Here is a 20,157-nt window from a genome sequence, read left to right on the forward strand (position 1 = left end):
TATACCTCATGCCAGTTCATTTCGATCATTGATACATTAAAACACTTGGCATACCATAAACAGTTTACTGTATAACAACACTTAGGCTTTGCATCTTATCTTTTTTTCTATCAAGCTTCCAAGAACCATATCCTTGGGCTTTTCCGTGCCCAAAACATCAAGAAGCGTCGGCGCAACATTTCCAAGAACCCCGTTGTCATGCAATTTCAGGCTTTCCCTCTTCAGTCCCTTTTTTGCGATAATGAACGGAACGGGATTTTTGCTGTGCATGGTCATTATCTCTCCCGTTTTCAGATCAACCATTTCATCGGCATTGCCGTGATCCGCAGTCACTATCACCATTCCTCCGCCCTCCACGGCTTTTTCGATCACCATTGCCATGCACTTATCCAGAAATTCAACCGCGGAAATGGTCGCCTTCATGTTTCCCGTATGCCCTACCATATCGGCATTGGCATAATTAACAGCAATAAAATCATATACGCTGTATTCGATATTCGAGACAAGAACTTTCGTGATGTCCATTGCGGACATTTCCGGCTTCTGGTCATAGGAAAAAACGTTCGGAGACATGATCTGCTCCCTATCCTCTCCGCCAACCGGATCCTTATGTCCGCCATTTATAAAATATGTTATATGAGGATATTTCTCGGCTTCAGCTATATAGAGCTGTTTTTTCTCTCTCAAAACATGGGGTATGGTATTCTCCACCGATTGGGAATAATAAGCGACCTGCACAGGAAGGTCCGGACCGAAATCCGTCAGTGTACACGCAAATATATCTTTTAACTTATGAGATCTGTTCTCATAACCGATAACTTTATTCGTCACAAATAATTTCGTGAATTGCCTCGCCCTGTCCCCCCGGATATTGAAATGAATGATCGCATCATTGCTTTTTATTTTCGCAATAGGTTTGTTCTTGCTGTCTACTATTACCGTCGGAATGATAAATTCATCCGTAAGGCCCTGTGAATAGGAATATTTTATGGCCTCTTCGGGAGATTTGCTTTTCCATCCCTCCCCCATGACCATGGCATCATAAGCTTTCTGAAGCCGCTCCCAATGTTTGACGCGGTCCATGCCATAATATCTTCCGCCTATCGTGGCGATCTTTCCTATTCCTATCTCTTCTATTTTTTCGTTCAGATCCTGCAGAAAGATCAGCGCTCTTTTCATAAAAGTATCCCTTCCGTCAGTGAAAAGATGCAGATAAACCTGCTTCACCTTCTTCGTTTTCGCCAGCCTCAAAAGAGCGTAAAGATGGTCCGGATCGCTATGAGGACTGTCTATTTCGGAAAGAAGTCCGATGAAATGAAGATTTGTTTTCTCGACTATTGCATGATTCATAGTTCGAAGTATTCTCGGATTTTTGAAGAATTTACCCGACTCGATGTCTTCCCTGATTATCTGCGAATCCTGTTTGACGATCCTTCCCGCGCCGATGTTTATATGTCCCGCTTCGCTCCCACTCCTTTCATTCTCGGAGAGTCCCACTGCAAGACCGGTGGCATTCAGGGTCGTATAGGGATACTTTCGGACCAAGCTGTCAAAAAAAGGTTTTTTGGCAAGTTCAATCGCATTAGCCCTGCTTTTTGGCGCAACACCCCATCCATCAAGGATTATAAGAATATTTGTCGGTTTTTTTGGCATAAATAGTTTGTGAATTTCTAATTTTTAATTTCTAATTTATATTGAATTTCTAATTTTACAATTTCTCAATGTTTAAAACTTTTAGTCATCTTCCTATAGTCCATGCACTTATTATTTTCAATATTTTATTCAGAATTGATAATTCAGTCATTGAAAATTCAATGAAAATTGTAAATTGATAATTGAAAATTATGCTCCGATCTCTTCTTCTATCTTCATCAGCCTGTTGTATTTTGCAAGCCTCTCTCCCCGGGAAAGCGATCCGGCCTTCAGGAAATCCGCGCCCGTCGCAACTGCCAGGTCGGCGATGAAATGATCGCATGTTTCTCCCGATCTGTGCGAAACGATGACCTTCCAGCCTTCTTTTTTTGCAAACTTGATGCAATCGATCGTTTCCGTGAGAGTTCCTATCTGATTGAATTTTATTATTATCGCGTTTGCGCACTTGTTCTTATCCGCCTTTTTTCCCCTTTTTATATTCGTTACCGTGAGATCATCCCCGACGATCATAATCTTTTTGTTGAATTGGTCTATCCTCTCCTTCATCCGCGCCCAGCCCTCCCAGTCATTCTCATTCAGACCATCTTCGATCGAAATAAGCGGATATTTTTTCAGCCACTCAAGATACAGAGCGGTAAGCCTGTCGCGGTCCAAGGAAATATTCTCAGGCCTGAGCCTGTATTGGTTGTTCCCTGCTTCATAGAAGGAGCTGGATGCCGCGTCTATTCCGATAAAAATCTCTTCGCCCGGCTTGTATTTGGCGTCTTCGATCGCCTTTATGATCAACTCGAATGATTTTGTCGTACTGTCCAACTTTGGAGAAAAACCGCCTTCGTCTCCGACTCCGGTTGATTGTCCAAGTCCTGACAGTATTTTCTTCAGCGCCTGAAAGATCTCGCTTCCGGCCCGGATCCTTTCCGGAGAACCTTTTATCCCCACGGGAAGTATCATGAATTCCTGGATCGAAAGTCCGCTATCGGCATGCTTTCCGCCATTTATTATATTGAACATAGGGACCGGTATCCTGAAATCTTCTTCTTCAAGACCATAGGCGGATGCTATATATCTATACAGACGCTTATTTCTTGCCCTTGCTCCCGCTCTCGCACAAGCAAGAGACACTCCCAAAATGGCATTCGCACCCAGATTCGATTTATTCTCTGTTCCATCCAGATCGATCATCATCTTATCTATCTTCTTCTGGTTGGTTACGACTTGTCCCTTCAGCTTTGCCGCGATCCTGACATTAACATTCTCACAAGCTTTCAAAACACCCTTCCCGCCATATCTGGCGTTGTCCTGGTCCCGCAATTCCAATGCCTCAAATTCGCCCGTAGAAGCGCCGGATGGAACCGCCGCTATTCCCCTGACCTTGCTTTCAAGAACAACCTCAACCTCCACTGTCGGATTTCCCCTCGAATCCAAAATTTCTCTCGCCTGGATCTTTTTGATCTTATTCGACATATTAGTATGCGTTTAATTTGATTAATTGCTTGATACTTTCTGAAAAGCAGATCCCTCCACCTTGAATTCATTTGAATAAAAATCAATGGCGCCGATGCAATTTTCAGGTTCCTGGCATCCATGATACACCTTCACCACGAATCTATAAACACCTTCTCCCTCCTTCTCGGGAAGAGACAAGGCGCATTTTGTAGTTTTCTTGCTGAGATTAAAACCGGATCTGTCATATCCGACATTCTCATGCCTGATCCCAAGATTGACCCACTTGCCATTGATATATTTTTCAAAATTATCGAGGTATTCGCAAGGCTGTGAATATATCGACCGGTCGGTATAGTTTTCTATGGCAAGAATTATCCTGTCTCCCATCTGATAGACGCTCTTGTCGGTCTTCACGAATATCCTGTCAACATTCTCGACAAGATAGGCATTGTCCGTCATTCTATCTATTCTTTCATATTGTACGTAAAAAGCGGCGATAAAAACGGGAAGTATGGCCATGATAAAGAAATAGAACAGTATCTCGGCATCAAACCTTAGCCCTTTCTTGCTGTTTTTTGTTTGTTTTTTTACTTTTCTCATATTTTTTGGCTAATAATTAAATTTTATCGATCAATCCAAAATACTGATATCTATTGCACCGATGCTTTCTTCGATCGGAAATTCTTTGGAATTCCTCATCCTTTTATACCCATAAACCTCGACATTTTTTCCGTCATATTCAACAAGGCTCTGCGGCATTGCTCCGTCTTTTATAAACCCGGAAACAACGGCATAGGCGCCCCCGTCCTGCAGATCAAGCACGACATGATAGAACTCATCCGTCTTTTCAGCTTTTAAAACGCCCTTTATCCTGGTAACCGCCTCCATTGAATATCCCGTTTCGAAAACTATTACGATCTTTTCATTGTTCCATGGATTCTTTGAATACTTGAAAGTTCCCGTTATGTCATTTTTTTCAATATCCACCAGATCCGCAATATCAACGACCGGAATCTTTCTGTTCAATTCGGCAATGATGCTGTTCGTGTCCGGACTTCCGCTCAATACCAAATTATTCTGCGACAGATCTTCGGATGTGACTTCTCCGGCTTTTTTCACCTTTACATTTTCCGGAGGTTGAACCTGCGAGATAATGGCACGCTCTTCGCCTCCAACCATATCGCTCGTGATCATGATAATGTTCTTGTCACTATCAAGAACTTTCAATTTTTCAAAAAATACATCTACCGTTTCTCCGGGCGTGACAACTCTCTGTTTTTCATATTTTCTTTGGCTGATATTCCCGAGAGAATCTATTTTATATATACATATCGATCCTCCGATCATTTCACAGCTTCCATCCTCAATGTTTTCAAGCCTCGCAGAAAGTTCGAAACCGAACCCGCTTGAACCGTAGCCGTAATAATATTCGGGCTGATTCGGATCCGATAAAAATTCTTCTTTCGTATATTTCAGCAAATCCAAATAAACATCTGAATTTTTGTCATTCAGTCTGATCAAACCATTGCTTTCGGGAAATTTCCGGCCATTTTCCGGGGAATATGCCCCTAGCGCCTTCTTGATCTCAGACAGATCATCCTTTCTCTCTCTGTCATTTTCTTTTTGGACTTCGCTACGTATGAAATCATCATAAAAATCATCAGCGATCTCAAATTCAACGGAATATGAGTTTTTCATGCCGGGATCCGTTTCGCTCCTGATATCATTCTTATTTATGATCTCATCGGAATAATAGAACACGATCCTATACTTTCCCGGTCCGGCATAACGGCCCTCGGCACCTTCCGAATACAATTTCTGATCCCACACGCCATTAACACTTTCATTGAAACCCAAGTTCTTTATTTCAATAAAATCATAATCTTCTTTCACGATCTCGCATTTGGGATGTTTATAAACGGCACTCCAAGACCCTTCTTCTTCAAAAAAAAGATCCCACTGAAGATCATTTTTACATTTTCCCGGAGGAACAATATACCAGACAGGCCTCGTTCCCTTGTTCGTTACGATAAATTTCACCTGTTCGCCCCGAACATATACACCTTTCTCAGCTGTAATTTCCACCGCATATGCCGGCTTTTCGTCTTTCGAAAAATAATACTTTTGAAAATAAAAAACTCCCGCTGACGCGAAGACCATGAGGATCAAAAAAATGACAAGTTTTATTTTATTTCCGCCTGCAGAAGGGATTATCATGCTTCGTGAAAATTATTAATGGATCAAAGCAAAAAAGTCGCTAATTAGCGGAAGATTTGCTTATTTTATATATACAGAATCCGTCGTCAGAGATCTTGCATTCAGGGTCCTTGATATTCTCAAGCCTCGCCGTAATTTCATAACTTTTTCCGTCCGATCTGTAGAGATAAAAGAACTCCGGATCTTTCGAATCTTTCAAATTGCTCGAGTTGACATATTTTATAAGGTCCTGATATGCAGCGGAATTTTCATCATTCAGTTTTGTTCCGCCAAGACTGACCGGATAACTGCCATTTTGCAAAAAAAACATTTCGAGCGCATTCCCTATTTGCGCGATATTTGATTTTCTCATCACGTCATCCGCCCTATAGGGCTGATTTAAATATGTGTCCTTTATGAAATTATTCTCTTCCTTTATGGGCGTTTCCGTCTTTCTAGCCGAAAACAGCTTGCTATATTCGGAATAGATTATATCCTTGCCGGCGAACAGTATCACCGCCAAAATTATCAATATTATTGTCATTACCGGCGCTTTTTTGCTTCCACCTACCGGCATATTTCCCCCTACCCCTCCATCCATATCATTTGTAGATTTTATCTCTTCCATGATCCATATCGTTAATATTTAATTAAGAGCTTCAATCCCCGGAAGTTTTTCCCCGGACATGAATTCCAGCATCGCACCTCCTCCGGTTGAAACATAACTTGCCTTTTCGAGATATCCGAATTTATCCAGCGCTGTTATCGTATCCCCTCCTCCTATGATCGAATATCCTTTTGAACTTGTGATGGCCTTTGCGATCTCTTTCGTGCCTTGCGAAAAAGCATCTTTCTCGAAAAGCCCCATCGGGCCGTTCCAGATTATCATTTTGGATTCTGATATTATTTTTGCATAGAGCTCCGCCGTGTCGGGACCGATATCCAATATCCTCTCGTCACCGATCTTTCCGATGGCGGAAAGCGCCGCTGTCTTCACTTCGGAGTTGCAGATAATGACGTCTACCGGAATATGGAGCTTGGTGTTATCGAGATCTATTTTTTTGGCCTCTTCGGGATCCATGTCTCCGAGCAGGGATTTCCCGGTATCGATGCCTTTCGCCTTCAGGATGACATTGGCCACAACCCCTCCGACAAGGATATTATCGAATTTATCCATCAAAAATTTAATTACGGGAAGTTTCGTTTCCGCCTTTGCTCCTCCGATCACGATCGTCGCGGGTTTTTTGGGATTGTTTATCGCATCGGTCAAAATATCCACCTCTTTTTCCATCAGAAGTCCCGCATAAGAAGGCAAATATTTCGTGATCCCGTGAACAGAAGCATGCGCACGATGCGAAGCGGAAAATGCGTCGTTCACATAGACATCTCCAAGGCTCGCCAATTCCTTCGCAAAAGCTTCGCCATTTTCCTCCTCTTCCTTATGGAATCTAAGATTTTCAAGGAGTACGATCTCTCCCATTTTCATTTCAGCTATGGTCTCTTTCACAACATCCCCGATACAATCCGGAGTCTTTGTGATGGAAAGCCCCAAAAGCTCCGAAAGACGGTCCTGAACCGGACCAAGCCTGAACTCCTCGACAACTTTCCCGTCCGGCCTCCCAAGATGCGAAAGAAGGATTATTTTTGCGCCCTTTTTGACAAGATATTCGATCGTGGGAAGGGTCGCCCTAATCCTCCAGTCCTCGCCCTTGTCTACGACCCCGTCTTTTCCGATCGGCACATTGAAATCTACCCGGAGAATCACTTTTTTATCTTTCAGTTTTTTGATTTCTTTTAGGGACTTCATTGTTTTATATTAGGATTTGACAATACATATTTTGTAACTATAATATCTGCATGGGAGGAAAACACTTTGAGTAACACAACCTACGCACTGAAAATAATTGAATATAAGCTGGTTCCGATGATCATCACATGGGCCGCCGCATTGGCACTGCTCGTTTACACGAATTCGATCATCATCCGAGAAAACTTTTGGGATGCGACAACTACAGTAGGAGGATTAATAATAATCATAGTTGCGGCATATATAACAATGAAAATATTGGATCATGTGGTCAAAGAATAATCAACTTTAAGCGATAAAATCGCTTTTTTTTATTTGAAGAAAATTATAATTTCCCACCCATGAATTCCGCCATTTCCACCAACCTGTTCGTATAACCGAACTCATTGTCATACCAGGAAGAAACCTTTACCAGATTCTCATTCACTTTCGTAAGAGGAAGATCAACGATGGATGAAAGCGGATTGCCTTTGTAGTCAATGGATACAAGCGGTTCGTCCGTCACTCCAAGTATGTTTTTCATTCCTTCTTTACTCGCCTTCTTGAACAGCTCATTCACTTCTTCAACTGATGTGTTTCTTTTTACGATCGCGATAAAGTCCGCGATGGAAACCGTCGGGGTCGGGACTCTCATGGCCGATCCGTCGAGCTTTCCCTTGAGCGACGGAATGGCTTCCGCAACGGCAACAGCTGCGCCGGTCGATGTCGGAATGATGGACATGGCCGCAGCTCTCGCTCTTCGAAGGTCCGGATGCGGAAGGTCCAGGATCCTCTGGTCGTTCGTATAGCTGTGCACTGTCACCATGAAACCTTTGTCCACTCCGATATTGTCATTCAGGATCTTCACAACGGGCGCAAGGCAATTTGTCGTACATGAACCGTTGGAAACAATATTATCTTCTTTCGTATCATAGTCATTTTCGTTGACGCCCAATATAAGGGTCTTTATATCCGCACCTTTGCATGGCGCGCTTATGACGACTTTTTTTGCTCCGGCCTCCAGGTGCTTTCCCGCTCCGGCCTTGTCCGTAAAAAATCCGGTGCATTCAAGAACAACATCGACTCCGAGGTCTTTCCATGGGAGAGCCAACGGATCTTTCTGGGCAAAGACTTTGACCTTTTTTCCGTCGACTATGATATGGTCATTGTCATAATCAACTTTTCCTTTGTATATTCCATAGTTCGAATCGTATTTCAGAAGATACGCAAGAGTTTTTGTGTCGGTGAGATCGTTCACGGCCACGACTTCAATATTAGGATTTCCGATCATTAATTTTAGAGCCGGCCTTCCGATCCTTCCAAATCCATTGATCGCGATTTTTATTGACATAGGTTTTGATTGATTAATTAAATTAGTTTAACTTAGTTCTTGATTTTTCTCCCCTGACAAGGGGAGATCAAGAGGGGTTTGCATTTCGAACTGCATCCCTTTTATATACTTTATTTTTTAAATCCATATAAACGCCATCGATATTTTCAATTATTTCTTTATTCGTAAATCTGATTACTGCAATTCCATATTCGGATAATTTTTGTGTTCTGGTTTTATCATAATCCTCTTGTTCGGCATGAGAATCGCCATCTATCTCAATCGCAAGCAATAGTTTCGCGCAATAAAAATCAACTATGTAGTTCAGTAAAGGTTTTTGCCGTAAAAATTTATATTTTTCAAATTGCTTGTTGCAAAGCACCTTGTACCATAGTTTCTTTTCTGCAAATGTCGGATTTTTTCTGTTTTGACGGGCTTTTTCTGTAAGCTTTTTGTCATATGAGATATGTTTTTTTGATTTGAACATACTTGCATTAATACAACCCCCTTAATCCCCCTTATCAGGGGGAAATAATCTTTTTCTACTCCGGTTCTGTGAATTTAAAAGTGGAGAGAATTTTATCGAAATAATCCAAAGCTAAGTCATCTCTCTTTGAGTCACGCGCTATATTATAAGAATAGTCATTATATAATCTTATATTGTATATTTTTTCACCCTCTAGGAATATATTGGGCTCCCCGTAAAATAACCCGTTTAATTCCGTAACTCTTATTCCTTGCAGTCCTTCATATTGATAACTTTCATATTTCTCCACTACAGAAAAATTACTTTTAAGCCAGCTGCTCCAATTAAAATTAATCGGCTTAGAATAGACATCAATCTGTACCCCTATCCAGTCGTTTGTATATTTTGGATTCATCTCTCTGCCATCAGATGAAAAAAAGTCATCCGGCGCTGCTCCGCCAATCACAATCTCTCTATCACTGTTTAATAGTAAAATACCGGCGTTATTATCCGGACTATCTTTTTTACTCCAGTCTTTCGGATATTTTGCCTCAAAACCATATTCTTCATTTCTGTAAGTTTGCCAATCCAATACATCATTCTTTGCAGGCCTTATATCTAAAATCTCCCCCGTCGCAGAATCTATCATTCGGGTTTCCGTCATTCCGGATAATCCCAGGTCTGCTTCATAGGTGATGGTTTTGTCGTCTTGCGACCATACGAAATTTCTGCCGCTGCCGCCAATGAGAAAATAGAAACTCGGCTGACTAATGCAAGCGCGCACGGACGATATTAAACCAAAATTACTCGATTTATCGTTATTTTTACAAAATGTGTCAGAGGGTCCTTTCGACTCAAGTTTATATATTCCGATCCACGCTTGCGGGAGATCCCCCGCCAGGCATCCGCTGGAAAAAACGATTCTGTCTCCACTACTCGATAGATTAGCGCTCAGAAAACAATCTCCTGCATATTTGGCATTCGTATCCTGGAAAGTTTCGGAATCATATGCATAACCCGAATCTTTCATATATTTATTCGAATCGTCTATTGTAAATATTGCCTGTTTTGTATCAGCACTTAAAATCGATCTCGCATCGGAAGAAATTTCGATCCCCCTTATCTCCGCAACGTCAGATGACATATTATCCGTACCGAAACTTCGGGTGAAAACATATAAAGCAACGCTTGAAACAACAATAAAGCCCGCCACCGCAGACAGTCCGAGCACAGTCTTCGCAAACATGACGAACATAGGTTCTTTCTTTGTTTTATTCTTAGCCATAGTTTTGTATTATTTTTTTCATAAACCAAACAAACAAGTCTTTGACTTATATGGCTATATTCTATCATTTTTTTCAATAATTATCAAAAAAAGAAATACCTGATGCGCAATGCACGGGTATTTCAAAGAATATTCCGCAGGATCTATCTGTCGTATCCGGAATATGACAAATTGAAGCTTTTATTTATAAGCGGAAAATCAGGAACAACATTCCCCTTTACCGCATATGGGAATGCCGCCCAGTTCAAGAATGAAGCGTCTCTTGCCTGGACACGACTGATCTCGCCATTCCTGTCCGTTGAGACAAAATATACTATATTACCCCGCCATCCTTCGGTCACAGAAACGGAATATGAGCTATTTTTGAACTTTATTGCATCTTTTGACCTTATTTCACCTGGAGGAAGAACATACAAAGCCTTTTTCAGGATATTCATCGAAACGTATACCTCTCTCACCTTTACCATGAATCTCGCATAAACATCCCTGGTGCTTTCCGTCGGAACGTCCACTTCGAATTTATCATATGCGGCATATGGATAATCAACTCTCACGTCAAGATCAAGCCCCATTGCTCGCGCCGCAACGCCGCATAGATCGTGATCGATAGCGGCTTGAGCGTCCATGAATCCGGTTCCTTTCAACCGATTCATAAGAGAGTTGCTATCGAAACATATTTCCATAACTTGCCTGAAATCCGATTCAATTGCCTCAAGGTTCGTCCGCAGCTTATTTGCGGCTTCCTCTGAAACATCTTTTTCAACTCCGCCTATTGAATTTACGCCCCTGAGGAATCTGCTTCCCGTGAGCTTTTCATTCCATTGCATGATCATCTCGCGAAGCCTTGATCCGTTTGCGCCTCCGAAGTTGAAACCCGTATCCAGCATGATGAATCCTATGTCATTGAAATGATTTGCGAGACGCTCAAGTTCCGCATAAACCACTCTCAGATACTTTGCGCGCTCGGGAACATTGACCCCGCCTAAATTTTCCAATGCCTGACAGAATGCAAGCGAATGGCTGAACGAGCTGTCGCCGGATACCCCCTCTGAAAGCGCAACTTTTTTCGCAAGCGGCAGCACCTCAAACAGCTTTTCGACGCCCTTATGTTTATATCCCAAAAGAGGTTCGAGGGAAATGATCTCTTCTCCCGCGACCGAAAATCTGAAATGCCCGGGCTCTATGATCCCGGCATGGACCGGTCCGACCGGGATCTCATATATTCCCTCTCCTTCAACCTTTCTGAACTGGTGCGGCTCACCTTTGGCGTTCTCGGGCCTGGTATCCCACTTGAAATCTTTTCTGAGCGGATAAACTCCCAAGGGCCAGTTTTCATGCAAAATAACACGCTTTTGATAGTAATGATCCGTCGGAATCAGTCCGAAGAAGGTCATAATCTCCCTTTCGTACCAGCTTGATCCGTGTATTTTCACAACCAATGACGGAAATTCCTCGGTATTCTTCAAAGTTATATAAGGAACCAGGAACATCTTTTCTTTCGGTATCCCAAAAACATAGAATATTTTGAATGCGCCGTTTTCGCTCCGTTCATCCGTCGCTGTTATGGTCATAAGCTGCAACTTCTGTTCATTGTGAAAGCCGACACAGACATTTTCAATGTCCCGAGCCGGGACTTCGAACATCAGAAGGTTATTCTGTTCTTCTGTCCTATAATTTGAAGGTATATATTTTTTTATTATCTCTTCTTTGTTCATGTCTTTATCTCGTTATAAAAATAATTTAGATGCGCTCTCGATCAATCTCACGATAAAAGGCGGAAAGAATAATCCGAAGCCCACAAGAATGACAGCGACAACCGCAAGCGGAGCTGTCGTTAGAAATCCGAATTCGCCTTTCTTTATCCCGGCAGGAACTTCCCCGAATACCATTGATGTCGCATGCCTCAGGAAACCCACAAATACGATGATTATGCCGGCCATTGCAAGCGCGACTATTCCGGGATAACTTGATATTCCCGCGGATAATATATAGAATTCCGTGAAAAAGAGGCCGAATGGAGGGACTCCGGTTATCGCAAAAACCCCAAAAAGGAACAAAATACCTGTAAATGGAAGTGCGGACAAAACCCCTCTGACATTCGATATTTTGGTTGAGCTGTATTTCAGAAAGATGTTTCCGCTGCAAAGAAAGAGCAGTGATTTTGCAAGTGAATGGAAGACCATATGAAGAAGTCCCGCCAAGACTCCCATCCCTCCGAATCCGAAACCCAAAGCTATTATGCCCATATGTTCGATCGATGAATAAGCAAGCAGGCGCTTATAGTTTACCTGGACCAAAATGATAAAAGCTGCGATGATGATCGATACGATTCCGAAAAGAACCAGAAGTCCGCTTGAAAAATCCGAACCTATCATATTGTCAACTACGATCTTGTTCCTCAAAATTGCAAAAAATGAAACGTTCAGTAGCACTCCGGAAAGAAGCGCGGAAAGAGGTACTGGCGCTTTGGAATGAGCATCGGGAAGCCAGGTATGCATCGGAACAAGTCCGGTCTTGGTGCCGAATCCCACCATAATGAAAATGAAAGCTACCTTTATGGCCAGCGGATCCTGGATCGCACCGATACTTATCAGGTCTTTCCAGCTCACTATCAGCTCAGTTCCCTCAAGATGCGACGAAGACACTGCAAGCAATATTAGCGTTCCAAGAAAACCCAGAAGCAATCCGACCGAATTTATGATCAGATATTTCCATGCCGCCTCCATTGCTGATGGTTTGTTGTAAAAACTGATCAGGAACGCCGTGGACAGCGTCGTAGCTTCAATTGCGATCCACATCAGTGCCGGATTAGAAACCATCACGGCAAAAAACATTGTAAAAATAAAAAGATTCAGAAGGATGAAGAACTGCTTGATCCTGCTGAAACCTACTATATCCTTCTTGTTCTCTTCGTGAAGATATCCCATAGAATAGATGCCTGCCGAAAAACTGCCCACCGTGATGATAAAGATCAGCAGCGCGCTGAGCGAATCTACATAATAATATGTCGAGGAATATATTCCGCTGGCGATCGTTTGCGATATAACGCTTGCCGAAAAGAATATTTCCAGGGCCGAAGCCGCGAACATTATATGTTTTATATATATTTTTTGCTCCCTTTTGACGAACGATACGGATATTGCCGCAAGGATGGGAACCAGAAGAAGAAATGTTAATAGCATAGAAGTGTATTATTAATCTTTCAAATGTGTTATTTGCGTGATATTAAGAGAACCGAAATGCTTATACATCATAGAAATGAAAACCGTTGCTATTACGCTCCAAACAAAGATATCGAAAATTATCCCCAGTTCCAGGACCAGAGTCTGTTTCAAGCCTATGATCGAAGCGAAAGAAACAATGCAATTTTCCAGCGTAAGAATGCCTATGATCTGTGATAGCGCTCCTCTTTTGTTTATTGTGAGAAAAAGCGAGGCCAATATGCCGCTGAGCGCGATCGGGATCGCACTTGAATATTCCGTAGGCATGGATGTCAGCGATCGGAACACGGAAGAATTCGCAAGAACGACGATGAGCATGATGACTATGAGCGTCATCGGAACACTGAGATATGACGTAGTTGCAAATTTCAACTTTTGCCTGTCGATCAATTTGAAAAAGAAGATTGGCATGATGACAACTTTGACGGCAAGCATCGCCAGGGCGCTGATGAAAAGTCCCGATGAGTTTTCCTGAAAAGAAAAGATGATCAGCATCAGGCTCACGATAAAAGATTGCGCCGCATAAATCATAACACTTGTCCTGCTTTCATTCATCAGCTGCAAAACTATCACCGTGATAAACAGCAGAGTCTCCAGAAAATATAGCGAATTTACGATCATTTCCTGCATAATTTTATATTATCGTTAAAACGATTGATATCATTCCAAGCACAAGAGAGGTCATCAGAAGATCCGGCAGTCTGAAAAATCGCAGTTTTGCGATAGTTGATTCCAGAACCGCCACGCTCGCGGACAAAACAAAGACCTTCACGGCAAACAGCAGCAGCGAAACGATCACGGGAACAACCTCGGAAGTATTCGCGACCTGCCAGGGAAAGAATATATTCGCTGCAAGTGATATGAAGATGAGAAGCTTATTTGCCGCCGCCCATTCGATCAGAGCCAGCCTTTTTCCGGAATATTCGAGTATCATGGCCTCATGGATCATGGTCAGCTCAAGATGCGTTGCCGGATTGTCAAAAGGATATCTTGCGCATTCAGCGAGAAGCACTATATAGAAAGCGATGAATGCGATGAGGACCGGAGCAATGATATCGGAAACGGGCATCGACGAAAGCGCGCCTATCATATTCGGGAAATCGGACTTGCCGGTCAATAACGAAACTGAAAACAGCGAAAAAATAAATCCGCCTTCTGTAAGCGCCGCCACGGTCATTTCCCTGCTCGATCCCATTCCGCCAAAAGCACTGGAAGTGTCAAGTCCCGAAAGTGCCAGAAAAAAAGCTCCAAAAGCGATCAAATAGACAAATACCAGAAAATCTCCAAGATACGAAAGCGACGCATCGGTGCTTATGGTCGGCACCCCAAACGAGATCGCTACCGTCAATGCAAAAAGAAAATAGGGCGTGTATCTGAATATCCAGGATGCATTTTCCGAGATAACTTCGTCCTTATTGAAAAGCTTCATGAGGTCGCGATATGGCTGGAATACGCTCGCCCCTTGCCTGTTCTGAAACTTCGCCTTGATCTTCCTAATCACACCGACGATCAATGGAGAAAATGCCGGAATGAGAAGCGACTGTATGATTAATAAAGCTATATTCATAATTTTATTTCGTTACCCAAATAAGAAGGATTATGATCGTCATAAAAATATACAAAAGATACAGATTGATATTTCCGCATTGGATCCTCTTTGCTATGTCCGAGATCCCTATGATCATGCGGGATACGGGTCCATAGATATAGCTTTTATATATATTTCCGATCCCAAGCGTGACAGTGCTGGATTTGGTGAAATATCTTATATTCGCATCATGATATTCGATATCGATCTGTTTTGTCGGCTTTAATATTCCGCTGAACATGGAAATTATCGAACGGGAAAAACTGGTAGCCGTAATTTCCATCCGCGGATTTAGATTTGCTCCGCAATCCCATGTTCCATAGATCCTTTCCTTGCAAGATCCGGAGATCTTTTTTACCGCAAAATAGGCAATGGCCGCAAAAAGAACTATTAAAATAAATATCTGCATCATTGCAAGAGAAGCATGGTCGCTCCTGACACTGATGACTCCATTGCCGGCAGGCATAAACGGAATCTCATTTGAGAAAATCAGAAGACTATTCGTAATATTTCCGAGATAAATAACTACCCGATCGGAAAACACACCGAGAGCCAGGCACAGAAATGCAAGAACGGACATTCCGAAAAGCAGAGTCCTGTCGGATTCCTTGGCGTTTTCGCTTTCATGGCTCCGGGATTTTGCAAGAAAAGTCACGCCGAACGCCTTCACAAAACATGCGGCTGCAAGCCCTCCCGTAAATGCGAGAGAAACTATGGCAAAGATGAATACGCTTTTCTCAAATATTCCGAAAGTTCCGACTCCAGCAAAAAGCGCCTGATAGGTCAGCCATTCGCTCGCAAATCCGTTGAAGGGAGGCAGCGCTGATATTGCCACTGATCCTACAAGAAAGAAAAGCGCAGTATATGGCATTTTCTTGATCAATCCTCCATATTCTTCGATGTTGCGCGTGTGAGTTGCAGAAACGACTGATCCGGCTCCCAAAAAGAGAAGGGCTTTGAAAATAGCATGATTCATGGTATGGAAAAGAGCCGCAGCAAATGCGAGCGCAGCCAGCGTCATATTTTGCGCAGATATGAAAATCAGAGAGCTTCCAAGGCCCATCAGGATTATACCGATATTTTCAACGCTATGGTATGCGAGCAATCGCTTGATATCGTGCTCGGTTATGGCATATAAAACGCCCAGGAGCGATGACACTGCACCAAGCACCAAGACCAGCATCCCGAACCACATCGCATTGGAAGGGATAACATCGAAGAATAGCCGTATGATCATGAATATTCCAGTTTTTATCATTACTCCGGACATCAGCGCGGAAACCTGGCTTGGGGCCGCAGGATGCGCCTCCGGAAGCCAGATATGCAACGGTATAATTCCCGCTTTTGTTCCGAATCCCACCAGCATCAGAAGCGATATTATTGCAAAATAGAACGGGGAAATATTCGCCGAAGCAAGTCGGATCGCATCGAAATCAAAAGAACCGGTCGCTGAATATATGAGCATGAACGCCAGGATTATTCCCCCGGTCGCAATATGCGTCATTATGAAATATAAAAACCCTGCCTTAATATTCTCCTTATGGTCATGCTCAAAGATTACGAGAAAATACGAGACCAGAGACATCAGCTCCCAGACAACCAAAAAATATAAAGCGTCATTCGAGGTCACCACCAGCATCATGCTCGCGATGAATATATTATAGAAAAATCCGAACAGCCCTATATTGTACTTTCCATAGAATTGGCGCATATATCCGATCGAATAGACGGAGCTGAGAAGCGCGACCAATGAGATTATAAAAACGAAAAAAGCTGACAGAAGGTCAACTTTCATATTTATCGGAAAAAGGAAAAATGTTTCGGTAGCTTTGAATGAAAAATTTGAATTGGATAGGATGACAGATACAGCATATAAAAGTCCCATGAAGGACCCGAAGATCGCGAAGCTATTGCCCCAAATATTCTCCAAATTATCATCTTTTTTTAGTACGGATATGAGGAGCGCTCCGATTGCGCCAAGAGCGAATATACCGAGTGAAATAAATAAACCTTCCTGAATAAAAAAAGCTGGAAACATAGTTATGATTTACTGTTATTTTTATCAATTATCTTCAAAATTTGAAGCAAAGCGCAAAGGATCCTCTTTGGTGAAGGTGGATCTCCGGGAATCTTGAAATCGACCGGTATCACTTTTTCCACGCCATCCATTACGGCATATGAACCCTTGAAAATTCCGCCGTCGATCGCATCATCCCCCACCGCAACGACTATCTTCGGTTCAGGAGTCGCTTCATAGGTCTTTTTCAGGGCTGCGGCCATATTCCTGGAAACAGGGCCTGTGACCATCAGCATATCGGCATGCCTCGGAGATGCGACAAAATGCACGCCGAACCGCTCCACGTCATAAAAGGAATTGCCCAAAGCAGTCAGTTCCTGCTCGCAGGCATTGGTGGACCCGGCATCAACTTCTCTTATGGCAAGCGAACCTTTGAATATTTTCCTGATCTCTTCACTCAACTTGGTGCCGATAAATTCAACGTCCTTTTCAGAATAGAGTTTTTCGGGCTCTATAATTGTTTTCGGAGTTGAAAATATTTTGGAATACATCCTCAGCATAATTTAATATAACCGAATAAAACACCGCAAATAGGCGGTATTCAGCATTTTCTTTCCTAAAATGTTGATATCTTGGATAAATGTATCAAAAAACTGCTCTCACTGGAAATCTCAACACCTATTTACAATAGCCTTTTTTAATATTTTGTCAACCTCCTCTTTAATTTTTTGATAAGATCCTCATCGCTTTCAAATTCAACGATCTCGCATTTGCTTATCGAATTCAGACCATGGGCAAGCAGCGTGATCTTCTCTTCGGGCCTTTTTATTATGATCACCGGAATGCCGCTCCTGATGGCATAACCGATCTCGATGCAGACTCCTCCGCTTTGAGGATCTCCGATGTATGCAAGAAGAAGGTCCGTTTCGTCCGTTATTTTTTTGTATTGCGCCATGAACAGTTCCCGAAGCGGAGGAAATGTTTTGCCCCAGCCATGATAGTCTCTGTGAGGTATCGTGATCTCATGCCCCATCTCTTCGATCCTATCCGTCGTATTTTCGAGCCATTTATTAAAATCGTCGGGAGTCCAGCCGTATTCCGCTCCTTCTTTTTTGATCGCAAGATTTGTGTATGGCGCCGCAAAATATATGCGCATAAAGGTCAGTTAGTTCATATGATTGCATTTTATCACTTTCAAGGAAGCATATCAATTTTGGCGAATCCCGATTTTTGTGTTATAATTGCTTTATATTAACCAAATCGTTACCGACCATGAATGATAAACAACTGCAGGATTTCGTTTCATATCTTATCGAGAAAAATTACAAGGTTTACAGCCACAAAAATGTCGACAATAATGTCTTCATAGATGAAGTCAAAACCGGTAAAAATTTCAAGCTTTGCCCGCAAAAACCTTTGCATTCTTTCAAAAGTTTCTTTTTGGCTCCGTGCAAAAAAATGATGCAATTCAAGGGAAAGGAAATCCTCTTGCTCAGGGACCCTGACGTAAAGTCCGTTCTTTTGGGACTTCATTTTTATGATATGAAAGCCCTGACGCTTCATGCCCAAGTTTTCAAGAAAGATCCCTATTTCCAGAAAAAACTCCGAAACATGATCATCATCGGCCAAAGCCCTATTCCCGAAGAGGACAGAAGCTATGAAAAATTCGAAAAGGAGATTTTGGAACATCTGAAATTCGATATTTTTCTCGAAGCAAAATCCACAAACGACCAGAAAGAATTCAGGATCTTCACCGGCTCCGAAGACGGGCAGAGGCTTCTTGACGGCTTCGGATATAAGGATTATGAGAACGTGGAATATGAAGGGCCGGTTCCGAAAAAAGGGCTCGATCAATTACACCAGGCCCTTATTGAAAAAGTGAGAAAATCAAGAGGAAGCGCGATCTGGAAGGAACTTGGCAAAAAATGCATCGCCTGCGGCAAATGCACCATCGTCTGCCCTACATGCTTCTGTTTCAAATTCAAGGACGAGATCGAAAAGGACAAGATCACAAGAAGCAGAGAATGGGACAGTTGTTTCTATGAAGATTTTTCCGAGATCGCCGGCGGACATAAATTTTTGGATTCGACCGAAGACCGGATATACAACTATTATGACCACAAATTCGTGAGGATACCGAACGAGTATCGCATGGTGGGTTGCGTCAGCTGCGGAAGATGCACGGAAGTCTGCCCCGCAGGGATAAGCTTGCCCGAAAATATAAAAAGGATCATGGAAGAGATTAAATAATAAGAAAATCAAAATAGCATGAAAAATCCATACTATCCGTACGATGCTGAAATAATCAAGGTTGAAGAATTGACTCCCATCAATCGCCTTTTCACTTTCCAGATAAAAGACAAAGCTTTCAAAAGCAAATTCAAATTCCGCCACGGACAGTTTTTCATCCTTTCGGTTCCGGGCTTCGGAGAAGCGCCTTTCGGCTTTTGCTCAAGCCCGACGATCAAAGACAGCTTCCAGGCTTCAATAGACAAGCGCGGAGGCCTGACAAACAAGCTTTTCGAGCTTAAAAAGGGCATGGCAGTGGGGATCCGCGGACCTTATGGGAACGGCTTCGATGACGTGAAAATAAAGACCAGGAATCTTGTGCTTGTCGCGGGAGGGTGCGGACTGTCCCCGCTTCGTACCGTCATCCAGGATGCGAGCATGAATCCCGGCAATTTCAAAAAAATACAGATCTTTTATGGCTGCAGAAATCCCGAACTCCTGTCGTTCCAGAAGGACTACAAAGCGTGGAGCAAAAATATCGAAGTCAATCTGACCGTCGACGCGCCTGACAACAAGTGGAAAGATAATGTCGGAGTTGTGACGAACCTCCTGACACAGGAAAAGATCAAAAGTGATTCCGTTGCGATCCTTGTGGGGCCTCCTATCATGTATAAATTCGTCGTGAAAAAACTCCTGGAGCTCGGATTGAAAGAAGAAGATATATATGTTTCTCTGGAAAGAAGAATGCATTGCGGAATCGGCGTTTGCCAGCACTGCGCGCTAATCAATGGCGGCTATGTCTGCACCGACGGCCCGCTCTTCTCCTATGCAGAGATCAAGAATGTGCCGGAAGGAATCTGAAAAATTTAAAATTGAAAGATCAAAATGGAAAATGACAGCTTAAAGTTTAAAAATGAATCCAAGAAACAACCTCGCAAAA

Annotated in this window: 19 protein-coding genes; 3 read left to right on the forward strand and 16 right to left on the reverse strand. The window is 42.7% G+C overall.

Annotated elements, in window-relative coordinates; translation table 11 throughout:
• Positions 1-81 precede the first annotated feature (81 nt).
• From gpmI to WC788_04965, 6 genes are all read right to left on the reverse strand, one after another.
• Complete coding sequence (gene gpmI / locus WC788_04940) at positions 82-1,653, reverse strand: 2,3-bisphosphoglycerate-independent phosphoglycerate mutase (protein ID MFA6096943.1); 1,572 nt, start codon at positions 1,651-1,653, stop codon at positions 82-84.
• 189 nt (positions 1,654-1,842) lie between these two features.
• Positions 1,843-3,117, reverse strand: a complete 1,275-nt coding sequence (gene eno, locus WC788_04945; GenBank protein ID MFA6096944.1) for a phosphopyruvate hydratase — start codon at positions 3,115-3,117, stop codon at positions 1,843-1,845.
• Positions 3,118-3,138: 21 nt separating this feature from the next.
• Entirely contained in the window at positions 3,139-3,699 is a 561-nt protein-coding gene (locus tag WC788_04950; GenBank protein ID MFA6096945.1) for a hypothetical protein, read from the reverse strand.
• 30 nt (positions 3,700-3,729) lie between these two features.
• Positions 3,730-5,316 carry a hypothetical protein gene (locus tag WC788_04955; protein ID MFA6096946.1) on the reverse strand — a complete coding sequence of 529 codons (1,587 nt, stop codon included), beginning with the start codon at positions 5,314-5,316 and terminating at the stop codon, positions 3,730-3,732.
• 40 nt (positions 5,317-5,356) lie between these two features.
• Positions 5,357-5,923: a type II secretion system protein GspG gene (locus WC788_04960; GenBank protein MFA6096947.1), complete on the reverse strand. Its 567-nt coding sequence runs from the start codon at positions 5,921-5,923 to the stop codon at positions 5,357-5,359.
• Between the two features lie 18 nt (positions 5,924-5,941).
• A complete protein-coding gene (locus tag WC788_04965) occupies positions 5,942-7,102 on the reverse strand; it encodes a phosphoglycerate kinase (GenBank protein ID MFA6096948.1) in 1,161 nt (386 codons plus the stop codon).
• Positions 7,103-7,168: 66 nt separating this feature from the next.
• Between WC788_04965 and WC788_04970 the strand changes: the two genes are divergently transcribed.
• A complete protein-coding gene (locus WC788_04970) occupies positions 7,169-7,384 on the forward strand; it encodes a hypothetical protein (GenBank protein MFA6096949.1) in 216 nt (71 codons plus the stop codon).
• Between the two features lie 43 nt (positions 7,385-7,427).
• Here the strand turns inward: WC788_04970 and gap are convergent, their stop codons facing one another.
• The 10 genes from gap to WC788_05020 all read right to left on the reverse strand — a co-directional run bounded on the left by gap (position 7,428) and on the right by WC788_05020 (position 18,144).
• A complete protein-coding gene (gene gap / locus WC788_04975) occupies positions 7,428-8,432 on the reverse strand; it encodes a type I glyceraldehyde-3-phosphate dehydrogenase (GenBank protein MFA6096950.1) in 1,005 nt (334 codons plus the stop codon).
• A 67-nt stretch (positions 8,433-8,499) separates the two neighbouring features.
• Positions 8,500-8,898 carry an endonuclease domain-containing protein gene (locus tag WC788_04980; GenBank protein ID MFA6096951.1) on the reverse strand — a complete coding sequence of 133 codons (399 nt, stop codon included), beginning with the start codon at positions 8,896-8,898 and terminating at the stop codon, positions 8,500-8,502.
• 55 nt (positions 8,899-8,953) lie between these two features.
• Positions 8,954-10,162, reverse strand: a complete 1,209-nt coding sequence (locus tag WC788_04985) for a hypothetical protein (protein ID MFA6096952.1) — start codon at positions 10,160-10,162, stop codon at positions 8,954-8,956.
• Positions 10,163-10,305: 143 nt separating this feature from the next.
• Positions 10,306-11,877, reverse strand: coding sequence for an NADH-quinone oxidoreductase subunit C (locus WC788_04990; GenBank protein ID MFA6096953.1), 1,572 nt, complete (start codon positions 11,875-11,877; stop codon positions 10,306-10,308).
• 12 nt (positions 11,878-11,889) lie between these two features.
• Positions 11,890-13,344 (reverse strand): proton-conducting transporter membrane subunit, encoded by a 1,455-nt coding sequence (locus WC788_04995; protein MFA6096954.1) that lies wholly within the window; start codon positions 13,342-13,344, stop codon positions 11,890-11,892.
• Positions 13,345-13,356: 12 nt separating this feature from the next.
• Complete coding sequence (locus WC788_05000; protein ID MFA6096955.1) at positions 13,357-14,013, reverse strand: hypothetical protein; 657 nt, start codon at positions 14,011-14,013, stop codon at positions 13,357-13,359.
• Positions 14,014-14,017: 4 nt separating this feature from the next.
• Positions 14,018-14,950: an NADH-quinone oxidoreductase subunit H gene (locus WC788_05005; GenBank protein ID MFA6096956.1), complete on the reverse strand. Its 933-nt coding sequence runs from the start codon at positions 14,948-14,950 to the stop codon at positions 14,018-14,020.
• 4 nt (positions 14,951-14,954) lie between these two features.
• Positions 14,955-17,009 carry a hydrogenase 4 subunit B gene (hyfB, locus tag WC788_05010; protein MFA6096957.1) on the reverse strand — a complete coding sequence of 685 codons (2,055 nt, stop codon included), beginning with the start codon at positions 17,007-17,009 and terminating at the stop codon, positions 14,955-14,957.
• A gap of 2 nt (positions 17,010-17,011) precedes the next feature.
• A complete protein-coding gene (locus tag WC788_05015) occupies positions 17,012-17,548 on the reverse strand; it encodes an NADH-quinone oxidoreductase subunit B family protein (GenBank protein MFA6096958.1) in 537 nt (178 codons plus the stop codon).
• 137 nt (positions 17,549-17,685) lie between these two features.
• On the reverse strand, positions 17,686-18,144 hold the full coding sequence (locus tag WC788_05020) for a hypothetical protein (GenBank protein MFA6096959.1): 459 nt from the start codon (positions 18,142-18,144) through the stop codon (positions 17,686-17,688).
• A gap of 116 nt (positions 18,145-18,260) precedes the next feature.
• Between WC788_05020 and WC788_05025 the strand changes: the two genes are divergently transcribed.
• Positions 18,261-19,238 (forward strand): 4Fe-4S dicluster domain-containing protein, encoded by a 978-nt coding sequence (locus WC788_05025; protein MFA6096960.1) that lies wholly within the window; start codon positions 18,261-18,263, stop codon positions 19,236-19,238.
• A gap of 18 nt (positions 19,239-19,256) precedes the next feature.
• A complete protein-coding gene (locus WC788_05030; GenBank protein ID MFA6096961.1) occupies positions 19,257-20,078 on the forward strand; it encodes an FAD/NAD(P)-binding protein in 822 nt (273 codons plus the stop codon).
• The last annotated feature ends 79 nt before the right edge of the window (positions 20,079-20,157 follow it).

This window comes from Candidatus Paceibacterota bacterium, assembly GCA_041661265.1.
Taxonomy (GTDB): domain Bacteria; phylum Patescibacteriota; class Minisyncoccia; order JAHIHE01; family JAGLIN01; genus JBAZUT01.

Coding starts and splice junctions, on each gene's coding strand:
- WC788_04955 (MFA6096946.1), bottom strand. CDS start 5,316: ATGATAATCCCTTCTGCAGGCGGAAATAAAATAAAACTTGTCATTTTT.
- WC788_05025 (MFA6096960.1), top strand. CDS start 18,261: ATGAATGATAAACAACTGCAGGATTTCGTTTCATATCTTATCGAGAAA.
- WC788_04950 (MFA6096945.1), bottom strand. CDS start 3,699: ATGAGAAAAGTAAAAAAACAAACAAAAAACAGCAAGAAAGGGCTAAGG.
- WC788_05020 (MFA6096959.1), bottom strand. CDS start 18,144: ATGCGCATATATTTTGCGGCGCCATACACAAATCTTGCGATCAAAAAA.
- hyfB (MFA6096957.1), bottom strand. CDS start 17,009: ATGTTTCCAGCTTTTTTTATTCAGGAAGGTTTATTTATTTCACTCGGT.
- WC788_05030 (MFA6096961.1), top strand. CDS start 19,257: ATGAAAAATCCATACTATCCGTACGATGCTGAAATAATCAAGGTTGAA.
- WC788_04995 (MFA6096954.1), bottom strand. CDS start 13,344: ATGCTATTAACATTTCTTCTTCTGGTTCCCATCCTTGCGGCAATATCC.
- WC788_04980 (MFA6096951.1), bottom strand. CDS start 8,898: ATGTTCAAATCAAAAAAACATATCTCATATGACAAAAAGCTTACAGAA.
- WC788_04965 (MFA6096948.1), bottom strand. CDS start 7,102: ATGAAGTCCCTAAAAGAAATCAAAAAACTGAAAGATAAAAAAGTGATT.
- gap (MFA6096950.1), bottom strand. CDS start 8,432: ATGTCAATAAAAATCGCGATCAATGGATTTGGAAGGATCGGAAGGCCG.
- WC788_04990 (MFA6096953.1), bottom strand. CDS start 11,877: ATGAACAAAGAAGAGATAATAAAAAAATATATACCTTCAAATTATAGG.
- WC788_04960 (MFA6096947.1), bottom strand. CDS start 5,923: ATGGAAGAGATAAAATCTACAAATGATATGGATGGAGGGGTAGGGGGA.
- WC788_05000 (MFA6096955.1), bottom strand. CDS start 14,013: ATGCAGGAAATGATCGTAAATTCGCTATATTTTCTGGAGACTCTGCTG.
- WC788_05005 (MFA6096956.1), bottom strand. CDS start 14,950: ATGAATATAGCTTTATTAATCATACAGTCGCTTCTCATTCCGGCATTT.
- WC788_04985 (MFA6096952.1), bottom strand. CDS start 10,162: ATGGCTAAGAATAAAACAAAGAAAGAACCTATGTTCGTCATGTTTGCG.
- WC788_05015 (MFA6096958.1), bottom strand. CDS start 17,548: ATGCTGAGGATGTATTCCAAAATATTTTCAACTCCGAAAACAATTATA.
- gpmI (MFA6096943.1), bottom strand. CDS start 1,653: ATGCCAAAAAAACCGACAAATATTCTTATAATCCTTGATGGATGGGGT.
- eno (MFA6096944.1), bottom strand. CDS start 3,117: ATGTCGAATAAGATCAAAAAGATCCAGGCGAGAGAAATTTTGGATTCG.